The sequence below is a fragment of the Streptomyces sp. NPDC050388 genome (genome assembly GCF_040655635.1).
Taxonomy (GTDB): Bacteria; Actinomycetota; Actinomycetes; order Streptomycetales; family Streptomycetaceae; genus Streptomyces.
This window is the reverse complement of record NZ_JBFAKH010000051.1, coordinates 1-19,432: the sequence shown is the minus strand read 5'-3', so window position 1 is coordinate 19,432 and position 19,432 is coordinate 1. Positions and strand designations below refer to the sequence as shown.

18 protein-coding genes are annotated in these 19,432 nt (G+C 71.9%); 11 read left to right on the top strand and 7 right to left on the bottom strand.

The features are described from left to right. Positions 1–38 precede the first annotated feature (38 nt). The 3 genes from AB0I73_RS26330 to hutI all read left to right on the top strand — a co-directional run bounded on the left by AB0I73_RS26330 (position 39) and on the right by hutI (position 3,837). On the top strand, positions 39–1,241 hold the full coding sequence (locus tag AB0I73_RS26330; protein WP_363041309.1) for an allantoate amidohydrolase: 1,203 nt from the start codon (positions 39–41) through the stop codon (positions 1,239–1,241). Continuing rightward, positions 1,238–2,578 (top strand): formimidoylglutamate deiminase, encoded by a 1,341-nt coding sequence (locus tag AB0I73_RS26325; protein ID WP_363041253.1) that lies wholly within the window; start codon positions 1,238–1,240, stop codon positions 2,576–2,578. Before AB0I73_RS26330 ends, AB0I73_RS26325 begins: the two co-directional genes overlap by 4 nt. A gap of 89 nt (positions 2,579–2,667) precedes the next feature. Beyond that, positions 2,668–3,837 carry an imidazolonepropionase gene (hutI, locus tag AB0I73_RS26320; RefSeq protein ID WP_363041251.1) on the top strand — a complete coding sequence of 390 codons (1,170 nt, stop codon included), beginning with the start codon at positions 2,668–2,670 and terminating at the stop codon, positions 3,835–3,837. 12 nt (positions 3,838–3,849) lie between these two features. On the opposite strand, the gene AB0I73_RS26315 is transcribed toward hutI, so the two are convergent. Next, complete coding sequence (locus AB0I73_RS26315) at positions 3,850–5,418, bottom strand: ricin-type beta-trefoil lectin domain protein (protein WP_363041249.1); 1,569 nt, start codon at positions 5,416–5,418, stop codon at positions 3,850–3,852. A gap of 457 nt (positions 5,419–5,875) precedes the next feature. After that, positions 5,876–6,805, bottom strand: a complete 930-nt coding sequence (locus tag AB0I73_RS26310; RefSeq protein ID WP_363041247.1) for an RNA polymerase sigma factor SigF — start codon at positions 6,803–6,805, stop codon at positions 5,876–5,878. 239 nt (positions 6,806–7,044) lie between these two features. On the opposite strand from AB0I73_RS26310, the gene AB0I73_RS26305 reads away from it, so the two are divergent. Next, positions 7,045–7,422 (top strand): STAS domain-containing protein, encoded by a 378-nt coding sequence (locus tag AB0I73_RS26305; RefSeq protein ID WP_363041245.1) that lies wholly within the window; start codon positions 7,045–7,047, stop codon positions 7,420–7,422. 308 nt (positions 7,423–7,730) lie between these two features. Continuing rightward, positions 7,731–8,294, top strand: a complete 564-nt coding sequence (locus tag AB0I73_RS26300) for an ATP-binding protein (protein ID WP_363041243.1) — start codon at positions 7,731–7,733, stop codon at positions 8,292–8,294. 126 nt (positions 8,295–8,420) lie between these two features. On the opposite strand, the gene AB0I73_RS26295 is transcribed toward AB0I73_RS26300, so the two are convergent. After that, complete coding sequence (locus AB0I73_RS26295) at positions 8,421–9,917, bottom strand: oligopeptide:H+ symporter (RefSeq protein WP_363041241.1); 1,497 nt, start codon at positions 9,915–9,917, stop codon at positions 8,421–8,423. 511 nt (positions 9,918–10,428) lie between these two features. On the opposite strand from AB0I73_RS26295, the gene AB0I73_RS26290 reads away from it, so the two are divergent. After that, positions 10,429–11,106, top strand: coding sequence for a response regulator transcription factor (locus AB0I73_RS26290; RefSeq protein WP_109383624.1), 678 nt, complete (start codon positions 10,429–10,431; stop codon positions 11,104–11,106). 38 nt (positions 11,107–11,144) lie between these two features. Continuing rightward, on the top strand, positions 11,145–12,416 hold the full coding sequence (locus AB0I73_RS26285) for an ATP-binding protein (protein ID WP_363041239.1): 1,272 nt from the start codon (positions 11,145–11,147) through the stop codon (positions 12,414–12,416). A 53-nt stretch (positions 12,417–12,469) separates the two neighbouring features. On the opposite strand, the gene AB0I73_RS26280 is transcribed toward AB0I73_RS26285, so the two are convergent. Then, a complete protein-coding gene (locus AB0I73_RS26280; RefSeq protein WP_363041237.1) occupies positions 12,470–13,033 on the bottom strand; it encodes a GtrA family protein in 564 nt (187 codons plus the stop codon). A 214-nt stretch (positions 13,034–13,247) separates the two neighbouring features. On the opposite strand from AB0I73_RS26280, the gene AB0I73_RS26275 reads away from it, so the two are divergent. The 3 genes from AB0I73_RS26275 to AB0I73_RS26265 are packed head-to-tail and all read left to right on the top strand — an operon-like array spanning position 13,248 to position 16,113. Then, positions 13,248–14,387: a 5-(carboxyamino)imidazole ribonucleotide synthase gene (locus AB0I73_RS26275; protein ID WP_363041235.1), complete on the top strand. Its 1,140-nt coding sequence runs from the start codon at positions 13,248–13,250 to the stop codon at positions 14,385–14,387. Continuing rightward, positions 14,384–14,914, top strand: coding sequence for a 5-(carboxyamino)imidazole ribonucleotide mutase (gene purE / locus AB0I73_RS26270; protein ID WP_363041233.1), 531 nt, complete (start codon positions 14,384–14,386; stop codon positions 14,912–14,914). The genes AB0I73_RS26275 and purE overlap by 4 nt, the downstream gene beginning before the upstream one ends. Before the next feature lie 5 nt (positions 14,915–14,919). Next, positions 14,920–16,113, top strand: coding sequence for a dipeptidase (locus AB0I73_RS26265; protein ID WP_363041231.1), 1,194 nt, complete (start codon positions 14,920–14,922; stop codon positions 16,111–16,113). 99 nt (positions 16,114–16,212) lie between these two features. On the opposite strand, the gene AB0I73_RS26260 is transcribed toward AB0I73_RS26265, so the two are convergent. Both AB0I73_RS26260 and AB0I73_RS26255 read right to left on the bottom strand, forming a co-directional pair. After that, on the bottom strand, positions 16,213–16,614 hold the full coding sequence (locus tag AB0I73_RS26260; protein ID WP_363041229.1) for a VOC family protein: 402 nt from the start codon (positions 16,612–16,614) through the stop codon (positions 16,213–16,215). 26 nt (positions 16,615–16,640) lie between these two features. Then, a complete protein-coding gene (locus AB0I73_RS26255) occupies positions 16,641–17,000 on the bottom strand; it encodes a VOC family protein (RefSeq protein WP_363041227.1) in 360 nt (119 codons plus the stop codon). Between the two features lie 127 nt (positions 17,001–17,127). On the opposite strand from AB0I73_RS26255, the gene AB0I73_RS26250 reads away from it, so the two are divergent. Beyond that, positions 17,128–17,643 (top strand): CGNR zinc finger domain-containing protein, encoded by a 516-nt coding sequence (locus tag AB0I73_RS26250; RefSeq protein ID WP_363041226.1) that lies wholly within the window; start codon positions 17,128–17,130, stop codon positions 17,641–17,643. 125 nt (positions 17,644–17,768) lie between these two features. Here AB0I73_RS26250 and AB0I73_RS26245 read toward each other — a convergent pair whose 3' ends face one another. Next, positions 17,769–19,112 (bottom strand): UDP-glucose/GDP-mannose dehydrogenase family protein, encoded by a 1,344-nt coding sequence (locus AB0I73_RS26245; protein ID WP_363041224.1) that lies wholly within the window; start codon positions 19,110–19,112, stop codon positions 17,769–17,771. Between the last annotated feature and the right edge of the window lie 320 nt (positions 19,113–19,432).

Below are 19,432 nucleotides of genomic sequence, written 5' to 3'. Positions count from 1 at the left end.
CACCGACCCCGTCGGCCCCGCCCCCCACCTTCCAGGCGATGTGGCGCGAACTGCTCCCCCTCGGCCGCCACCCCGGCACCGGCGGCTACCGGCGGTACGCCTGGACCGGCGCCGACGCCGAGTGCCGGGCCTGGTTCGCCACCCAGGCCGAACTGCGGGGGCTGCGCCACGAAGTGGACCGGAACGGGAACCAGTGGGCCTGGCTGGGCGACCCCGCCGACGGGGACGCCGTCGTCACCGGGTCCCACCTGGACTCCGTGCCGGACGGCGGCGCCTTCGACGGGCCCCTCGGAGTCGTCTCCGCCTTCGCCGCCCTCGATGAACTGCGCCGGAGAGGAACGTCGCTCAGCCGCCCCCTCGGCATCGTCAACTTCGGTGACGAGGAGGGCGCCCGCTTCGGGCTCGCCTGCGTCGGCTCGCGGCTCACCGCCGGCCGGCTCACCCGCGCGCAGGCGCACCGCCTCACCGACGGCGACGGGACCACCCTGCCCCGGGCGATGGAGGCCGCCGGACACGACCCCGACGCCATCGGCCCCGATCCCGAACGGCTCGCCCGCATCGGCGCCTTCGTCGAACTGCATGTCGAACAGGGCCGGGCCCTCGACCTGTCCGGCGACCGGGTCGGCATCGCCGGCGCCATCTGGCCGCACGGCCGCTGGCGGTTCGACTTCCGCGGGGAGGCCAACCACGCCGGCACCACCCGCCTCGCCGACCGCCGCGACCCCATGCTGCCGTACGCCGAGACCGTACTGGCCGCCCGCCGCGAGGCCGAACTCGCCGGTGCCGTCGCCACCTTCGGCAAGATCGCCGTGGAACCGAACGGTGTCAACGCCATCCCCTCCCTGGTGCGCGGCTGGCTCGACTCCCGCGCGGTCGACCAGCCGAGCCTGGACGCCGTGGTCGACGCGGTGGAGAAGGCGGCCCGCGAGCACGCCGCCGCCCACGGCGTGGAACTGGACGTGGTCCGCGAGTCCCGCACGCCCGTCGTCGAGTTCGACCACGCCCTGCGTGACGAACTCGCCCGCATCCTGGGCCGTGACCGCGCGGCGCCTGTCCCCGTCCTCGGCACCGGTGCCGGACACGACGCCGGAATCCTCTCCGGAAGCATCCCGACCGCCATGATGTTCGTGCGCAACCCCACAGGCGTCTCGCACTCCCCGGCCGAGCACGCCGACGAGGACGACTGCGTGGCCGGGGTGCTCGCCCTCGCCGACGTACTGGAAGGACTGGCTCGCACATGACCACCCCACGGACGTACTGGCTGGAGCACGCCTGGCTCAACACCCATGTCGAGCCGGGCGTCGCCGTCGAGGTCGCGGACGGGCGCATCACCGCCGTCCGCCCGGGGACACCCGCCCCGCCGCACGGCGCCGAGGCGCTGCGCGGCCTGACGCTCCCCGGCCTGGCCAACGCCCACAGCCATGCCTTCCACCGCGCGCTGCGCGGCACCGTCCAGGTGGGCTCCGGAACTTTCTGGACCTGGCGCGAGGTCATGTACTCGGTCGCCGACCGGCTCACCCCCGAGAACTACCACCGGCTCGCCCGCGCCGTGTACGCCGAGATGGCCCTCGCCGGCATCACCGCCGTCGGCGAGTTCCACTACGTCCACCACGCGCCCGGCGGCACCCGCTACGCCGACCCCAACGCCATGGGCGAGGCCCTCATCGCGGCCGCCGCCGAGGCCGGCATCCGCATCACCCTCCTCGACACCGCCTATCTGTCCGCCGGCTTCGGCGAGCCGCCGGGAACCCACCAACTCCGCTTCTCCGACGGCACCGCCGAGGCATGGGCGGAACGCTGCGCGGTTCTCAAGGAACGGGATCACGCGCGGATCGGTGCCGCCATCCACTCCGTACGGGCCGTGCCCGCCCGTCAGCTGGCGACCGTGGCACGCTGGGCCGAGGAGCGGCGGGCCCCGCTGCATGTGCACCTGTCGGAGCAGACCGCCGAGAACGAGGCCTGCCAGGAGGCGCACGGCCGCACCCCGGCCCGCCTCCTCGCCGACCACGGCGTGCTCGGACCGCGCACCACCGGCATCCACAACACGCACCTCACCGACCAGGACATGGCACTGATCGGCGGCAGCGGCACCGGCACCTGCATGTGCCCCACCACCGAACGCGACCTCGGCGACGGCATCGGCCCCGCCGCCTCCCTCCAGCGCCGGGGCTCCCCGCTCTCCCTCGGCTCGGACAGCCACGCCGTCATCGACCTGCTGGAGGAGGCGCGCGCCCTGGAGCTCAACGAGCGCCTGCGCACCCGCACCCGCGGCCACTGGACGGCGAACGCCCTGCTGCGGGCGGCCACCGCCGACGGCCACGCCGCACTCGGCTGGGAGCGGGCGGGCACCATCGAGCCCGGAGCGCTCGCCGACCTGACCACCCTCACGCTGGAGTCGGTCAGAACCGCCGGGCCACCGCCCCGACTCGGCGCCGAGACGGCCGTATTCGCCGCGACGGCGGCCGACGTACGGCACACGATCGTGGCCGGCCGGCACGTCGTACGCGACGGGGTGCACACCCTCGTCCCCGATGTGCCGCACGCCCTCGCGCAGGCGATCGAGGCACTGAGCGACTGAACGTCGAACGACTGGGCAACGAGCGCCTGGACATCGAGCGCCCGAGGACGCCCCCCGGCCCCGCGACCGCCGCCACCCACGAGGACGCCATGAGCAGCACCGCCATCGTCAACATCGCCACGCTGGTCACCAACGACCCCTCCCTCGGCGACTCTCCCCTCGGTCCGGTCCGGGACGCGGCCGTCGTCATGGACGGCGACCGCATCGTGTGGACCGGTGAAACAAGCAAAGCACCCGCCACTGACAACCGGGTCGACGCCGAGGGCCGGGCGGTGATCCCGGGCTTCGTCGACTCGCACTCCCACCTGGTCTTCGCGGGCGACCGCACCGACGAGTTCAACGCCCGGATGTCCGGCCTCCCCTACAGCGCGGGCGGCATCCGCACCACCGTCGCCGCCACCCGGGCCGCGAGCGACGCGGAACTGGAGGCGAACCTGACCCGCCTCCTCACCGAGGCGCTCCGCCAGGGCACCACCACCCTCGAGACCAAGTCGGGCTACGGCCTCACCGCCGAGGACGAGGCCCGCGCCCTGCGGCTGGCCGCTCGCCACACCGATGAGGTCACCTACCTCGGCGCCCACGTCGTCGCCCCCGAGTACGCCGACGACCCGGCCGGCTACGTCGCCCTGGTCACCGGCGCGATGCTGGACGCCTGCGCGCCGCACGCCCGCTGGATCGACGTCTTCTGCGAGGAGGGCGCCTTCGACGGCGACCAGGCGCGCGCCGTCCTCACCGCGGGCAGGGCGAAGGGCCTGCACCCGCGCGTCCACGCCAACCAGCTCTCCCACGGTCCCGGCGTCCGACTCGCCGTCGAACTCGACGCGGCCAGCGCCGACCACTGCACCCACCTCACCGACACGGACGTCGACGCCCTGGCCAACAGCCGCACGGTGGCGACCCTGCTGCCGGGCGCCGAGTTCTCCACCCGGGCCGAATGGCCGGACACCCGTCGGCTGCTCGACGCGGGCGTCACCGTCGCGCTGTCCACGGACTGCAACCCGGGCTCGTCCTTCACGTCCTCGGTGCCGTTCTGCATCGCGCTCGCCGTGCGGGACATGGGGATGACGCCCGACGAGGCCCTCTGGTCGGCCACCGCGGGCGGCGCCGCGGCCCTGCGGCGCACCGACATCGGCCGTCTCACTCCCGGCGCCCGCGCCGACCTCGTCCTCCTCGACGCCCCGAGCCATGTCCACCTGGCCTACCGCCCCGGCGTCCCGCTGGTCGGCGGAGTGTGGCGGCGCGGCGTCCGCGTGCTCTGACCGGCGGGCCGCTCAGGCCCCGGCCCGCCACCGCTGATCCGCCCGTCCCGCCTCCCCGGCCAGGGACACCGAGTCGCCCCCGGCCGGCGTCACCGCATGGCCCGGCGCGATGGCCGGGCGGATCACCCCACGGGCGTCGACGGCGAAGCGCAGGTTCTGTCCGTTGCGCCCGTGCACCGAGTCGCACTCCCAGATGCCGACCCCCCGGTCCACCGCGCCACGGCTGTCCAGGCAGTAGTCGGAGTCGGCGTAGGACTGCAGCACACCGCGCTCCGCGTCGACCCGCCACCGCTGGGAGCGGGAGGAGTCACAGGGTGCCGTGACCACGTCCGTGCGGTTCTCCAGGTCACCGTCGATGTCTAGGCACAGGCCCGACGCCAGATTCACCACCTGCGCGTACGCGCCGCCCGGCGGCGGGTACGCGGGCGTGGCGGACGGCGTGGGGGGCGGTGTCGGGGACGGCGTGGGGTGCGGGGTGTCCGGCGGGTCGGGCTTCCCGGTCTTCGTGGGGGACGGTGCGGGGGAGTGCGTCGCGGACGCGGTGGGGGGAGGTGAGGGGGTGGCGGTCACGGTCACCGGCGGTGGGACCGCCAGGGTGGGGCCCGGTCGTGAGGCGTGCTCGGCCGGTGTGCCGCCCGGTGACAACAGCAGGAGCAGCAGCGGCACCACGGCCACGCCGAGCGCCGTCGAGGCCAGCACCAGACGCCGGGACAGCGGCCACGTCCCGACCGGGGCACCGGGGGCGGCGGACGGCTCGGCGGGCCCCGGCAGGGGGGCGGCGTACGACGTGCCCGCCCACGGCAGCAGCCCCTCGGCCAGGGTGGTGCGCGGTGCCTCCCGCAGGGCGCGCTGTTCCTCGTGGGCCGCGGCGCAGTACCCGCAGCGGGCCATGTGGGTGTTCAGGTCGGCGCCGGCGCGGAGGCCGTCGGACCGTACCGACTCCTCGATGAGCCGGCGGAAGTCGACGCACCGGGGATCGTCCGAGGCGGCCAGCCGGGACCGCAGACAGGCCCGGGCCAGCGACTCCAGCGCGGGCCGGGTGCCGTAGGTCACGTCCTGAGGGGTGAGGCCGAGGAGCGTCGCCGTACGGTGCGCGGGTTCCTGTTCCACGATGCCGTACCAGATGAGGCCCTGCGCCCGGTACGGCAGCGTCCGGAAGGCGGCGAGCATGGACGGGACCGGGCCGTCGGGACCGGACGAACTCAGTACGAGGTGCAGTCCGGCGTCGAGCCCGCCGGCCCGTCCGTCGGCGGCCCAGGTCGCTGCCGCCCGGGCGGTCAGCAGCAGGAGTCGGTGGCGCAGGGGGCCGCCGGGATCGGTACCGCGGGCGGTCTCGCGGGCGGCGTCCGTGAAGGCCTGCGCGGCGAGTTGACGCGCGCCGGAGTCGCCCGTGGTGCACTGGCGGGCGTAGGAGAGCACGGACGGGCCGTGCCGGGCGCGGAGTTCCTGAAGCGCCGAGTACGCGGCCGAGGTGTCGGCGCGCAGCGATTCGGTCAGCCAGATGTCGGACGCGCCCGCGTGCGCACCCGGGTGTCCGTCGCCGAGCCCGTCACCGTTGACGGCCTCCTCGCCCCGATCCATGCACCGCCTCCTAAGGGCCTGTCCGTCGGATCATGTCGCAGACGCGGGGGCTGGTGGGCCCTCCCCCAAGCTCTTCGAGCAGGGGGGACCCCCAGCGGCGTCGTCGGTCGCCGACTCCCCCGAGCTCTCGACGAGCTCGAGCAGGGGGGACCCCCATCGCGTCGACTCCTCCTCCGCCTTGCAGCTGGACGCACCAGCCCTCGCTCACCCACGCCGACAAGGCACCGTCGATTTCCTGGGACCTGATCCGCCGGACAGGCCCTGGCCCTGTCCGGCGGACCCGTCGTCCTGACATACCAGCCGGTCTGGGCGTGCCCATAGTGGAGGAAGAAGGCCCGCGGGGAAAGGGGTGACCGCAGGTAACGCGTCGCGCCCCGCGCCCTGTCGGCGCCGGACGCCCCTTGCGGGCACCGAGCGCCGACAGGGCGCGGGGCGCGGCCCCGTCGACCCTCGACCGTCATTCCTCCACGGTCAGCCCCTTGCGCAGCCGCGCCAGCGTGCGCGACAGCAGCCGGGAGACGTGCATCTGGGAGATGCCCAGCTCCTCGCCGATCTCCGACTGGGTCATTCCGGCGACGAAGCGCAGCGAGAGGATCGTGCGGTCGCGCGGCGGCAGTTCGGCGATCAGCGGCTTCAACGACTCGACGTACTCGATCCCTTCGAGTCCGTGGTCCTCGTAACCGATCCGGTCCGCCAGCGCGCCCTCGACGTCGTTCTCCTCCGGTTGCGCGTCCAGCGAGGAGGCGGTGTAGGCGTTCGACGCCGCCATGCCTTCGACGACCTCGTCCTTGGAGATGCCCAGGCGCTCGGCCAGTTCGGCCACGGTCGGGGACCGGTCGAGCTGCTGGGCCAACTCGTCGCCGGCCTTGGCCAGGTCGAGCCGGAGTTCCTGCAGCCGGCGCGGTACGCGCACGGACCACGAGGTGTCACGGAAGAAGCGCTTGATCTCGCCGATGATGGTCGGCATCGCGAAGGTGGGGAACTCCACACCGCGCGAAAGCTCGAAGCGGTCGATCGCCTTGATCAGACCGATGGTACCGACCTGGACGATGTCCTCCATCGGCTCGCTGCGCGAGCGGAACCGGGAGGCGGCGAACTTGACCAGGGCCAGGTTCAGTTCGACGAGCGTGTTGCGTACGTACGAATATTCGTGGGTGCCCTCGTCCAGCGATTCCAGCCGCTCGAAGAGGCTCTTGGACAACGCCCGCGCGTCGACCGGGTCCACCTCGTCATAAGGGGGGATCTCCGGGAGGCCGGCGAGGAGGCCGTCGTCCGGGACGACACCCATGTCGTCCTGCTCGATGGGAGCCAGATGTTCCGGAGGGAGTGTCGACGTCGCTTTCTGGGTACGCGATTCGTCGAGCCGGGGTGACATGATGTCCTCCATCGTTCTCGGCATATGGCTGCCGATGCCGTTACGTGCACTGCGGTGTGCGGCGCCTCCAAAGCCGGCCGTGTCGGGTACGTGTCCTTACTAGCCCTACCCGTTTCCACGAGCTCATCGCAAGTGAGTTCTGTTGCCATATGTCCGTTTGCTGCTGATTGTTCGGCTGTCGAAGCGTGGCGGCAGGGCGTAATGTTCGACAACGTCAGCAGCAGTCACGATCGATGGGAGAGAGAGGCGGCATGGACCGCGGGACGGTCGGCAGCGCACAGTCGGGCCGGCTTCTGGTCGAGGTGCGAGAAGAGGGCCCCAGTGCCGTCGTGACCCCGGCGGGTGAGTTGGATCACCACACCGCCGATCTGTTGCGTGAGCCACTGGAGGGCTGCCTCGCCAAGGGATTCAACCGGCTTGTCATCGACTGCTCCCGGCTGGAGTTCTGCGACTCCACCGGGCTCAACGTACTGCTCGGCGCCCGGCTGAAGGCGGAGGCCGCAGGGGGCGGGGTGCACCTCGCGGGGATGCAGTCCGTGGTCGCACGAGTGTTCGAGATCACCGGGGCGGAAGCGGTGTTCACCCTTCACGACAGCCTCGAGGCGGCCCTCGTCGACGAGTCCGGATGACCGCGCGGGCAGGCCGGCGCCACCCCGGGGCGGGTTCCGGGACCGGCGTTCTCCTTCCGGCGCGTTTTTCTTCCCGTCCCACGACGTGTCCCTCCCCGCACCACCCTCCGTGTCACCTCCCTGCCGTCGCGCCCTCCTCGTGCGAACGCGGAAGTGTTCCACGGGGCGACCGGGGCAGGAGACAAGCTGGATGTGTCCGCTGCCATGGTCGCGGGGCTACCGAGAACCGGGCGATCCCGCACCGTGCGACTGACTGAATACGGATTCTTTGAAACCATGAACTGGTGAATCGGTGAGGTGAAGCGCTGATGAGCACCACCCGGCCCTACCCGTCGGGCGACCGCGGTCCGGAGCCCAGCGGCGCTCCCGGGGGCGGCGCGCCGACGGCGAGCGCGTCCGGAGAGGTGGCCGTGTCGTCCGGGCCGACGGGGCCGTCGTCCGGGTCACCGGGTTCGCCGGGAGGGCGTCAGGTCCGTCGGCTGAGCTTCGACGAGCAGAGCGGCGTCGTGCCCCTCGCCCGCGACTTCACCCGCCAGGCGCTGCACGCCTGGGGCTGGCTGCCCGCCGCCACCGCCGACCGGCGGGCCGCCGCCGAGGACGTCCTGCTCGTCGTGTCCGAACTGGTCACCAACGCCTGCCTGCACGCCGAGGGGCCCGACCAGTTGGGCATCGTCTACGACAACAAGATGATCCGGCTCGAGGTCACCGACCGGGGCACCGGCCAGCCGGCCCCGCGCACCCCGCACCGCTCGGGCCGACCCGGTGGCCACGGCATGTTCATCGTCCAGCGGCTCTGCCTCGACTGGGGGGTCGTACGCACCCCGGGCATCGCGGGCAAGACCGTGTGGGCGGAACTCGGGGCACCCGCCTGACCGGACGGCGGCGCCCCGCCGCCCCGTCTGCCGCGTGAACGCCCGGAGGGCCCGGCATCCACAGGTACGTGGATGCCGGGCCCTCCGTCGCGAGGCGGTGGTCGGCGAGCCGACCGGCTCAGCGGGTCAGCGGATGTCGCCCATGAGCGACTTGACCTTGCTGCGGTACATCCACACCGCGACACCGGCGACCACGGCGAGGGTGGCCTCCATCGCGACGACGCCCGACCCGTTCAGGTCGACGCCGGCGATGGAGAGCAGGCCGGTCGTGGCGTCACCGGCGGTGACGGCCAGGAACCACACGCCCATCATCTGCGAGGCGTACTTCACGGGCGCCATCTTCGTGGTGACCGACAGGCCGACCGGGGAGAGCAGCAGCTCACCGACGGTCTGCGTGAAGTAGATCGCCACCAGCCACATCGCCGCCGCCTTGTGACCGCCCTCGGCGATGGACAGCGGGGCGAGGAACAGGAAGAAGGACGCGCCGACCAGCACCAGACCGGAGCCGAACTTCACGATCGTGCTGGGCTCCTTGCCGCGCCGGTTCAGCGCCAGCCAGAACCAGGCGAAGACCGGGGCCAGCGCCATGATCAGGACCGGGTTGACCGACTGGTACCAGGAGACCGGGAACTCCCAGCCGAAGACGCTGTTCTCGGCCGACGAGTCGGCGAAGATCGCCAGGGTCGAGCCGCCCTGGTCGTAGATCATCCAGAAGACGGCCGCGGCCACGAAGAACCAGATGTACGCGGACATCTTCGACTGCTCGGCCTGGTCCAGGGTCCGGTCGCGCTTGATCCGGACCAGCACCAGCACCGGGATGATCACACCGAGCAGCGTCAGCGGGACCAGGATCCAGTTCAGGGTGTAGTTGCCGGAGAAGCCGACGATGGCGTAGGCGACGACGGCGACGCCGGCCCAGAGGGCGGCCTTGCGCAGCGTGGAGGACTTCTCCGCGGCGGACAGCGGCTTGGGCACGACGCTGGAGTGCGCGGCGAGGTGACGGCTGCCCAGCAGGAACTGGAGCAGGCCGAGCCCCATGCCGACCGCGGCGAGCCCGAAGCCCAGGTGCCAGCTGACGCCCTCACCGACGGTGCCGATGATCAGCGGCGAGAAGAAGGCACCGAGGTTGATGCCCATGTAGAAGATGGTGAAGCCGCCGTCACGACGCGGGTCGTCCGGACCGTCGTAGAGCTGGCCGACCATCGTGGAGATGTTGGCCTTCAGCAGACCGGAGCCGAGGGCGACCAGGCCGAGGCCCGCATAGAAGGTCCCGGCGGACGGCAGGGCCAGCGTCAGGTGGCCGAGCATGACGATCGCGCCGGCGACGGCGACGGTCTTGCGCGGGCCGAGGACACGGTCGCCGAACCAGCCGCCCGGCATCGTGAGCAGGTACACCAGCGACAGGTACACCGAGTAGATGGCCGTCGCCGTGCCGGCGTTCAGGCCCATGCCGCCCGGGGCGACGAGGTACAGCGGGAGCAGGGCTCGCATGCCGTAGTAGGAGAACCGCTCCCACATCTCGGTCATGAAGAGAGTGGCCAGTCCGCGGGGGTGGCCGAAGAAGGTCTTCTCGGAGCCGGGGGTGCCGGGTGAGACCGAGTCCTTCGTCAGGCTGGACGCCATGGTCGTTCCTTGCTGGTCGGGACGCGTAGCGCAAGCGGGTACGCGCCCGGTGGGGGGCGGCCGGCACCGGCGGGCCGTGCCGTCCACCCCACGCCCCTGGGGAATCCGCTCCGGGTCACGGAGCGGGGGACGGCGACCACCGGGATCCACGCCGCTACGCGCGTCGATGTGCGTAGCGGCCCGGCCATAGGTCATTGCTTACGAGGCCGGCGGGAAGCCGACCGGCACGCAAAAGAGACCTTCAGCGGCAACTGCGCCAAAGGTCCCCGCGGTGCAACAGGCGTTGGTTCACCATACGGCAGGACAGTGCCCGATATGGAAGGACTTGAGACAGGGATCACAGGTCCCGGGGGAACCGTGATCACTCATTCGAAGGTTCTTTTCAGGATCGCACCCCACAGTTCCAGGTCCCTCTCGCGGGCCCCGAAGTGAGAAACAGGTGTGCGCGCGGTAAGAACCGGCCGCCGTGATCACACCCCGGACCGTGTCGCGGCGGGACTACCATCAGTGCATGACCCGTGTACTGCTCGCCGAGGACGACGCGTCCATCTCGGAGCCGCTGGCCCGCGCCCTGCGCCGGGAGGGCTACGAGGTGGAGGTGCGTGAGGACGGACCCAGCGCGCTCGACGCAGGCCTGCAGGGCGGCATCGACCTGGTGGTGCTGGACCTCGGGCTGCCCGGCATGGACGGTCTGGAGGTCGCCCGCCGGCTGCGTTCCGACGGCCACACGGTTCCCATCCTGATCCTGACCGCACGCGCCGACGAGGTGGACACCGTCGTCGGTCTGGACGCCGGCGCCGACGACTACGTCACCAAGCCGTTCCGGCTCGCCGAACTGCTCGCCCGGGTACGGGCCCTGCTGCGGCGCGGTGCCACCGAGCCGCAGCAGCCGCCCGCGACCCACGGCGTGCGCATCGACGTCGAGTCGCACCGGGCGTGGATGGGCGAGGAGGAACTCCAGCTCACCGCCAAGGAGTTCGACCTGCTGCGGGTCCTGGTCCGGGACGCGGGCCGGGTCGTCACCCGCGACCAGCTGATGCGCGAGGTTTGGGACACCACCTGGTGGTCGTCCACCAAGACCCTCGACATGCACATCTCCTGGCTGCGCAAGAAACTCGGTGACGACGCGGCCAACCCCCGCTACATCGCGACCGTCCGGGGCGTGGGTTTCCGCTTCGAGAAGAGCTGAACCCCGCCACCGCAGGGGGTTCTTTCAGGTAAGAGGTCATGCGCCGCCGACTGATCCAGTCCACGCTCGCCGTGGTGCTCGTCGTGATCGCCGTCTTCGGCGTGTCCCTGGTGATCGTGGAGACCCGCACCATCAGCGACACCGCCAGGGACCGGGTCGAGTCCGAGGCCGTACGGCTGGCCAGCATCGTCGACAGCCGACTGCTCGTCGAGGAGAAGGTCACCGCCGAGGTCCTGAGCGACCAGATCACCGAGGACCGCTACGCCGTCATCCGCATCCCCGGCAGGGCACCCATCGAGGTGGGCGCCAAGCCGGAGGGCGACGTCATCAGCGCCACGGCCCCGGGCGAGGAGGGCGAGACGGTCACCGTCCAGGAGCCGCGCTCCTCGGTGACCCGGGAGGTCGGCCGTACGCTGCTGATCATCGGGCTGGTGGCGCTGCTGGCGGTGATCGCCGCGGTGCTGCTGGCGGTCCGCCAGGCCAACCGGCTCGCCTCCCCGCTGACCGACCTCGCGGAGACCGCCGAGCGCCTCGGATCGGGCGACCCGCGCCCCCGCCACCGGCGGTACGGCGTCCCCGAGCTGGACCGGGTCGCGGACGTGCTGGACTCCTCCGCCGAGCGCATCGCCCGCATGCTGACCGCGGAACGGCGACTGGCCGCCGACGCCTCCCACCAGCTGCGCACCCCCCTCACCGCCCTGTCCATGCGCCTCGAGGAGATCACCCTCACCGACGACCCGGACACGGTGAAGGAGGAGGCGGCCATCGCGCTGACGCAGGTGGAACGCCTCACGGACGTGGTGGAACGGCTGCTGACCAACGCCCGCGACCCGCGCAACGGCTCCGCGGTCACCTTCGAACTCGACGAGGTGATCCAGCAGCAGCTCGCCGAGTGGCGTCCCGCCTACCGCAGTGTCGGCCGCGCCGTCGTCAGCTCCGGCAAGCGGAACCTGCGGGCGGTGGGCACACCGGGCGCGGTCGCCCAGGTGCTGGCCGCCCTGATCGAGAACTCGCTCATGCACGGCGGCGGCACGGTCGCCCTGCGCACCCGGGTCACCGGCAACCAGGTCGTCGTGGAGGTCACGGACGAGGGCCCCGGGGTGCCCGCCGAACTGGGCGCCCGCATCTTCGAACGGGCGATCAGCGGCCACAACTCCACCGGCATCGGCCTCGCGGTCGCCCGGGACCTCGCGGAGGCGGACGGCGGCCGACTGGAGATGCTCCAGGCCAAGCCCCCGGTCTTCGGCCTGTTCCTGTCCCGTACCCCGCCGCGGAAGTCCCGGGACGACGACCGCCGCACGGTCAGGTAGCCGACGGAGCGGGCGGTCCGAGGAGGACAGAGGGCAGGCGGGGCCGGCGGCGCCTACGGCACGCGCTGCCGGGCAGGTGGCTTCGCCCCGCCCCTGGCGACGGGACCCGCGCCCACTTTCGCCCCCGCGCTCCCGGTGCCCGGCTCGCGGGCCGGCAGCGCGCGGAACACCCATGTGCGGTAGGACCAGAAGCGGAACAGGGTGGCGACGCCGATGCCGAGGAACTTGAAGATGTTGCTCTGCAACCGGCTGTCCCAGCCGAACCCGTACGTCGCCGTGTACAGCAGGCCGTTCTCGATCACCAGCCCGACCACGCTGAACAGCAGGAACAGCGACATCTCCTTGGTGCGTCCGGACTTGTCGCGGTCCCGGTAGGTGAAGTAGCGGAAGCCCAGGTAGTTGAAGATGATCGCGACGACGGTCGCGATGACGCTCGCTCGCACCACCTGGAGGTCGGTCACCTGCCGGACCAGGTTGAATACGAGGAGATTGACCAACAGCCCGGCTCCGCCCACCGCGCCGAACTTCACGGCCTCACGGACGAGCCGATCGAGGCGCTGCCGCACGGCGCCGCGCGGGGCCGGGGCTGTCGAAGGCCCCGAGGAACCGCGTCCCATGGTCGTGCCGGCCCCCGTCCGTGGTGTGGCGTCAGAGTGGCGTCAACCACACCATGCTAACCACCCCTTCTCGTGATCTTCCTGCGGACGGTCCTTTCGGCCGCGGACCGTCCGGGAACGACCGGTGAGAGGCCGAAGGGCACGGGCTGATCACCGAGGGGGCCGGAAACTGCCGTGGAATCGGCCACCGCGGCCCGACCGATACCCTGGGGGTGTGACGTTCCCGGTAGTCGGCATGGTCGGCGGGGGGCAGCTCGCTCGTATGACACACGAGGCGGGCATCCCGCTCGGCATCAGGTTCAAGCTTCTCAGTGACACTCCGCAGGATTCCGCGGCGCAGGTCGTCAGCGATGTCGTCGTCGGCGACTACCGCGACCTGGACACGCTGCGCGCCTTCGCGCGCGGCTGCGACGTGATCACCTTCGACCACGAGCACGTGCCCACCGAGCACCTCAGGGCGCTGGAGGCCGACGGCATCCCCGTCCGCCCCGGCCCCGACGCGCTGGTGCACGCCCAGGACAAGGGTGTGATGCGCGCGAAGCTCAACGCGATGGGCGTGCCCTGCCCGCGGCACCGCATCGTCACCGATCCGGAGGACGTGGCCGCGTTCGCGGCGGAGGGTGAGGGCTTTCCCGTCGTGCTCAAGACCGTCCGCGGCGGCTACGACGGCAAGGGCGTGTGGGTCGTCGACTCCGCCGCGGAGGCCGCCGAGCCCTTCAAGGCCGGCGTCCCGGTGCTGGCCGAGGAGAAGGTCGACTTCGTGCGCGAACTGGCCGCCAACGTGGTCCGCTCCCCGCACGGCCAGGCCGTCGCCTACCCGGTCGTCGAGTCCCAGCAGGTGAACGGCGTCTGCGACACGGTGATCGCCCCCGCCCCCGACCTCGACGAGGCCCTCGCGCTGCGCGCCGAGGAGATGGCGCTGAACATAGCCAAGGAACTCGGCGTCGTCGGCCATCTCGCCGTGGAGCTGTTCCAGACCCGCGACGGGCGCGTCCTCGTCAACGAACTCGCGATGCGTCCGCACAACTCCGGACACTGGTCCATGGACGGCGCGATCACCTCCCAGTTCGCCAACCACGTCCGCGCCGTCCTCGACCTGCCGCTCGGCGACCCGCGCCCGCGCGCCAGGTGGACGGTCATGGCCAACGTCCTCGGCGGCGACTACCCCGACATGTACTCCGCATACCTGCACTGCATGGCCCGCGACCCCCAGCTGAAGATCCACATGTACGGCAAGGACGTGAAGCCCGGCCGTAAGGTCGGCCACGTCAACACCTACGGCGACGACCTGGACGACGTGCTGGAACGCGCCCGTCACGCAGCCGGCTACCTGAGAGGCACGATCACCGAATGAGCCCCAGCCCCGTAGTCGGCATCGTCATGGGATCGGACTCCGACTGGCCCGTCATGGAGGCCGCGGCCAAGGCCCTCGACGAGTTCGAGATCGCCCACGAGGTCGACGTCGTCTCCGCGCACCGCATGCCCCGCGAGATGATCGCCTACGGCGAGCAGGCCGCGGACCGGGGGCTGAAGGTGATCATCGCGGGTGCGGGCGGCGCGGCCCATCTGCCCGGCATGCTCGCCTCGGTCACCCCGCTGCCCGTCATCGGCGTTCCGGTGCCGCTGAAGCACCTCGACGGCATGGACAGCCTGCTCTCCATCGTGCAGATGCCGGCCGGTGTCCCGGTCGCCACCGTCTCGGTGGCCGGTGCCCGCAACGCGGGTCTGCTGGCGGTCCGCATGCTCGCCGCCCACGACGAGGAACTCCTCGGCCGGATGCGGGAGTTCCAGCAGGACCTCAACGACCAGGCCACGGAGAAGGGCAAGCGCCTGCGGGCCAAGGTCGAGGGCTCCGGCAACGGCTTCGGCTTCGGGAAGTGAGTCCCGTGAACGCTGCTGACGGTTCCTCACTCGACGTCGCCCGCGCCCTCCTCGCCGACTTCCCCGTCGTGGACGGGCACAACGACCTGCCCTGGGCACTGCGCGAACAGGTCCGCTACGACCTCGACGCCCGCAACATCGCCGACGACCAGGCCGCGCACCTGCACACCGACATCCCCCGGCTGCGCGCGGGCGGCGTGGGCGCCCAGTTCTGGTCGGTGTACGTCCGCGCGGACCTGCCCGACGCGGTGCCGGCCACTCTGGAACAGATCGACTGCGTACGGCAGTTGCTGGCCCGCCACCCGGAGGACCTGGCGCCCGCGCTGACCGCCGCCGACATGGAGGCCGCCCGCGGACAGGGCCGTATCGCCTCGCTCATGGGGGCGGAGGGCGGCCACTCCATCGCCAACTCCCTCGGCACCCTGCGCGGGTTGTACGAGCTGGGCGTGCGCTACCTGACCCTCACCCACAACTACAACGTGGACTGGGCGGACTCGGCGACGGACGAGCCCGGAGTGGGCGGCCTGTCGGCGTTCGGCCGCGAGGTGGTCCGCGAGATGAACCGGCTCGGCATGCTGGTCGACCTCTCGCACGTCGCCGCCACGACCATGCGGGACGCGTTGGACGCCACGTCCGCGCCGGTGATCTTCTCCCACTCCTCCGCCCGCGCGGTCTGCGACCACCCGCGCAACATCCCGGACGACGTACTGGAGCGGCTGCCCGCCAACGGCGGTGTCGCGATGGTGACGTTCGTACCGAAGTTCGTGCTCCAGGCGGCGGTCGACTGGACGGCCGAGGCCGACGAGAACATGCGTGCCCACGGTTTCCACCACCTGGAGACCACCGCGGAGGCGATGAAGGTGCACGCCTCCTTCGAGGAGCGCCGTCCGCGCCCGGTCGCCACGGTCGCCACGGTCGCCGACCACCTGGACCACATGCGTGAGGTGGCCGGTGTCGACCACCTCGGCATCGGCGGCGACTACGACGGCACCGCCTTCACCCCGGACGGCCTGAACGACGTCTCCGGCTACCCGAACCTGATCGCCGAGCTGCACGACCGCGGCTGGTCCAGGTCCGACCTGGCCAAGCTGACCTGGCAGAACGCGGTACGGGTACTGGGCGCCGCCGAGGACACGGCCCGGGAGCTCCGGGCGACCCGCGGGCCGTCCCACGCGACCATCGAGTCACTCGACGGCTGAGCGCACCGGCGCACCTGAACGGGGGCGGAGGGCGGGCGCGTACCCGCCCTCCACTCTCGTTTTCCGTCCCCGCTCGCTCGGTCGGTCGGTGCTGTTCGATCAGAACTGCTCGATCCGGCACGGGCAGAACGGATGCCCCGCCGGATCGGCGTACGCCCGGAAGTCCTTCGCGTCGTACTTCTCGTGTTTCTCCGGGCTTTCCCGTTCCAGCACCCGCGCCCCCGGCACCTGCTGCTCGGCCGCGCCGACCTCCTCCCAGGTGCCGCCCGCGTCGAAGCCGAGGTGGAACTGCCGGGAGTCGTGGCCGGCCCGGGGCCGGTCCGGCGGGGCGTCCCCGGGTGCCCGCCGGAAGGTCGGCCGCGGCCCGGCGGGGATCCGGAGCGCCACCCGGTCCGGGTCCTGCCCCTCGGGCGTGCCGCCCACTGCGGCCGCGTGGAAGCGGCCCGGTTCGCGCGACTCGGGGCAGTCGACGACGGACCGCGGGCGGGCCACCGCGGTCATGGATCCTCCCGGTCCAGCAGGCGCATTCAGCAGGCGCACAGGCAGAACGGATGCCCCGCCGGGTCCGCGTACACCCGGAAGGTCCGCGAGCGGTCCCCCGTCTCCAGCGGCTTCGCGCCGAGCGCCAGCACCTCCTTCTCTGCGGCGTCCAGGTCCTCGACGGTCAGGTCCAGATGGAACTGCTGCGAGTGGTCGGGCGCCGGCCACCGGGGCGGTACGTGTCCGGGGGCCGCCTGGAACGCGAGCGTGGACCCGCCGGGCACCCGGAGGTCCACCCAGTCGCCCTCGTCCACGATCGTGCCGCCCACCACCTCGGCGTAGAAACCGGCCAGCGCACGCGGATCGGGGCAGTCCAGGACGACGGAGCCCACCTTGGCAACGGACATGACTTCCTCCTCGAATCCCTTGGTTACCTGTATAAGCGAGTAACCGGTAACCGTTACTGCATGCTGCAGCAAAGGGAGTAACGTCGCAAGGGGGAAAGCACGGGGACGCGAGAGGTACCGTCCGGACATGAGTGAGAGATCGGCTGCGCCCGGTGGGCTGGTCCTGGTCGAGGGCCTCGTCAACACGCTCGACCTGGAGACGGGCGCCGACGCGCTGGACACGGCTGACGGCCGCGTCCGCTTCGGGTTCACGGAGGACGACGCGGCAGGCGTCGAGGCGGCACGCGAGCTGCGCGAGGCGCTGCGCGCGACCCTGCTCGCCCACGCCGGCCATCCGCCGCACCGCGAGGTCGTCCCGCTCGGCGCGCTGCTCGAGCGTGCCCCGTTGGTGGTCACCGTCGACCCGGCGGACGGCTCCGCCGCCCTCGCCCCCGTCGACGAGGGGCCCCTGCTCTCACGGATCGCGGCGGCCGTGGCGGAAGCGGTCACGGCGGGCACCTGGAACAGGCTGAAGGCCTGCGAGGCCGCCGACTGCCACTGGGCGTACTACGACCGCAGTCCCGCCGGACGCGGCCGCTGGTGTTCCATGCAGGTGTGCGGGGCCCGCGCCAAGATGCGCCGCTACCGCGCGAAGGGGGCCTGAAGAGGGCGGGTGCACGGCGGTCGACGGGCCCCGGGAGCCCCACCCGGCCCACCCGGTGGTGCAGAATGCAGTCGGACGCCGGTTCGGCCGACTGAGCCTCGGCCGAACCGGCGTCCTTCGCTCCGTCAGGCGGTGGGGCGTCCCATCGCGCGGTAGCGCCAGCCGGCCCGGCGCCACACCTCGGCGTCGAGCGCGTTGCGCCCGTCCAGGACCAGCCGCTGCGCCACGACCTCGCCCAGCGCCGCCGGGTCCAGCTCGCGGAACTCCCGCCACTCCGTCAGGTGCAGCACCACGTCCGCGCCCCGCACCGCGTCGAGCGCCGAGTCCGCGTACCCGAGGGTCGGGAAGAGACGCCGGGCGTTGTCCATGCCCTTCGGGTCGTACACGGTGACCTGGCCGCCCTGGAGGTGTATCTGGCCCGCGACGTTCAGTGCCGGCGAGTCCCGTACGTCGTCCGAGTCCGGCTTGAAGGTGGCGCCGAGGACCGCGACCCGCTTGCCCAGGAAGGCCCCGTCGCCGAGCGCCTGCCGGGTCAGCTCCACCATGCGGCCGCGCTGGCGCATGTTGATCGAGTCGATCTCCCGCAGGAAGGTCAGCGCCTGGTCCGCGCCCAGCTCACCGGCGCGTGCCATGAACGCCCGGATGTCCTTCGGCAGGCACCCGCCGCCGAAACCGATCCCGGCCCGCAGGAACTTCGGGCCGATCCGGTCGTCGTACCCGATGGCCTCCGCCAGCCTGGCCACGTCGCCGCCCGTGGCCTCGCACAGCTCGGCCATGGCGTTGATGAACGAGATCTTGGTGGCCAGGAAGGAGTTCGCGGAGGTCTTCACCAGCTCCGCGGTCGGGAAGTCGGTCGCCACGAACGGGGTGCCCTCGCCGACCGGTGTGGCGTACACCTCCCGCAGCAGCTTCTCCGCCCGCTCGCTGCGCACGCCCGCCACGATCCGGTCCGGGTGCAGCGTGTCCTGGACCGCGAAGCCCTCGCGCAGGAACTCCGGGTTCCAGGCCAGCTCGGCGTCCGCGCCGGCCGGGGCGTGCTCGGCCAGGTAGGCGGCCAGCCGGTCGGCGGAGCCCACCGGCACGGTCGACTTGCCGACGACCAGCACGGGGCCGGTCAGGTGCGGGGCCAGCGAGGCGAACGCGGAGTCGACGTACGACATGTCGCAGGCGTACTCGCCGTGCCGCTGCGGAGTGTTCACGCAGACGAAGTGGACGTCGCCGAACGCCCCGACCTCGGCCCAGTCCATGGTGAACCGCAGCCGGCCGGTGGACCCCTCGATCCCCGCCACATGCCGGCGCAGCAGTTCCTCGAGCCCCGGCTCGTACATCGGGACCTCGCCCCGCCGGAGCATGTCGATCTTCTCCGGCACGACATCGAGGCCCAGTACCTCGAACCCGAGCTCCGCCATGGCCGCGGCGTGCGTCGCACCGAGATAACCGGTGCCGATCACGGTGATCCTGAGGGCCATGCGTGCTCCAAGGGGTATACGGCAGGTAGTGCGGGCCCGAGCATAACCGGGGGCGGCGAGCGCGCCGTAGCGGGCGATCCGGCCCGTTGTCGGCAAACTCACGTACGTCCGTACGGGCGGGAGTTCTACTATGGGGGTTACTTAACGGTAGTTAGCATCATCAGAGCGTCGCCCTCGTCGCCCTCGTCGTCTTTGGAGTGAGAGACCTTGGCCGGATCGGCTGACTTCGACCTGTACCGCCCGTCCGAGGAGCACGACATGCTCCGCGACGCCGTCCGCTCGCTGGCCGAGGCGAAGATCGCGCCGTACGCCGCCGCGGT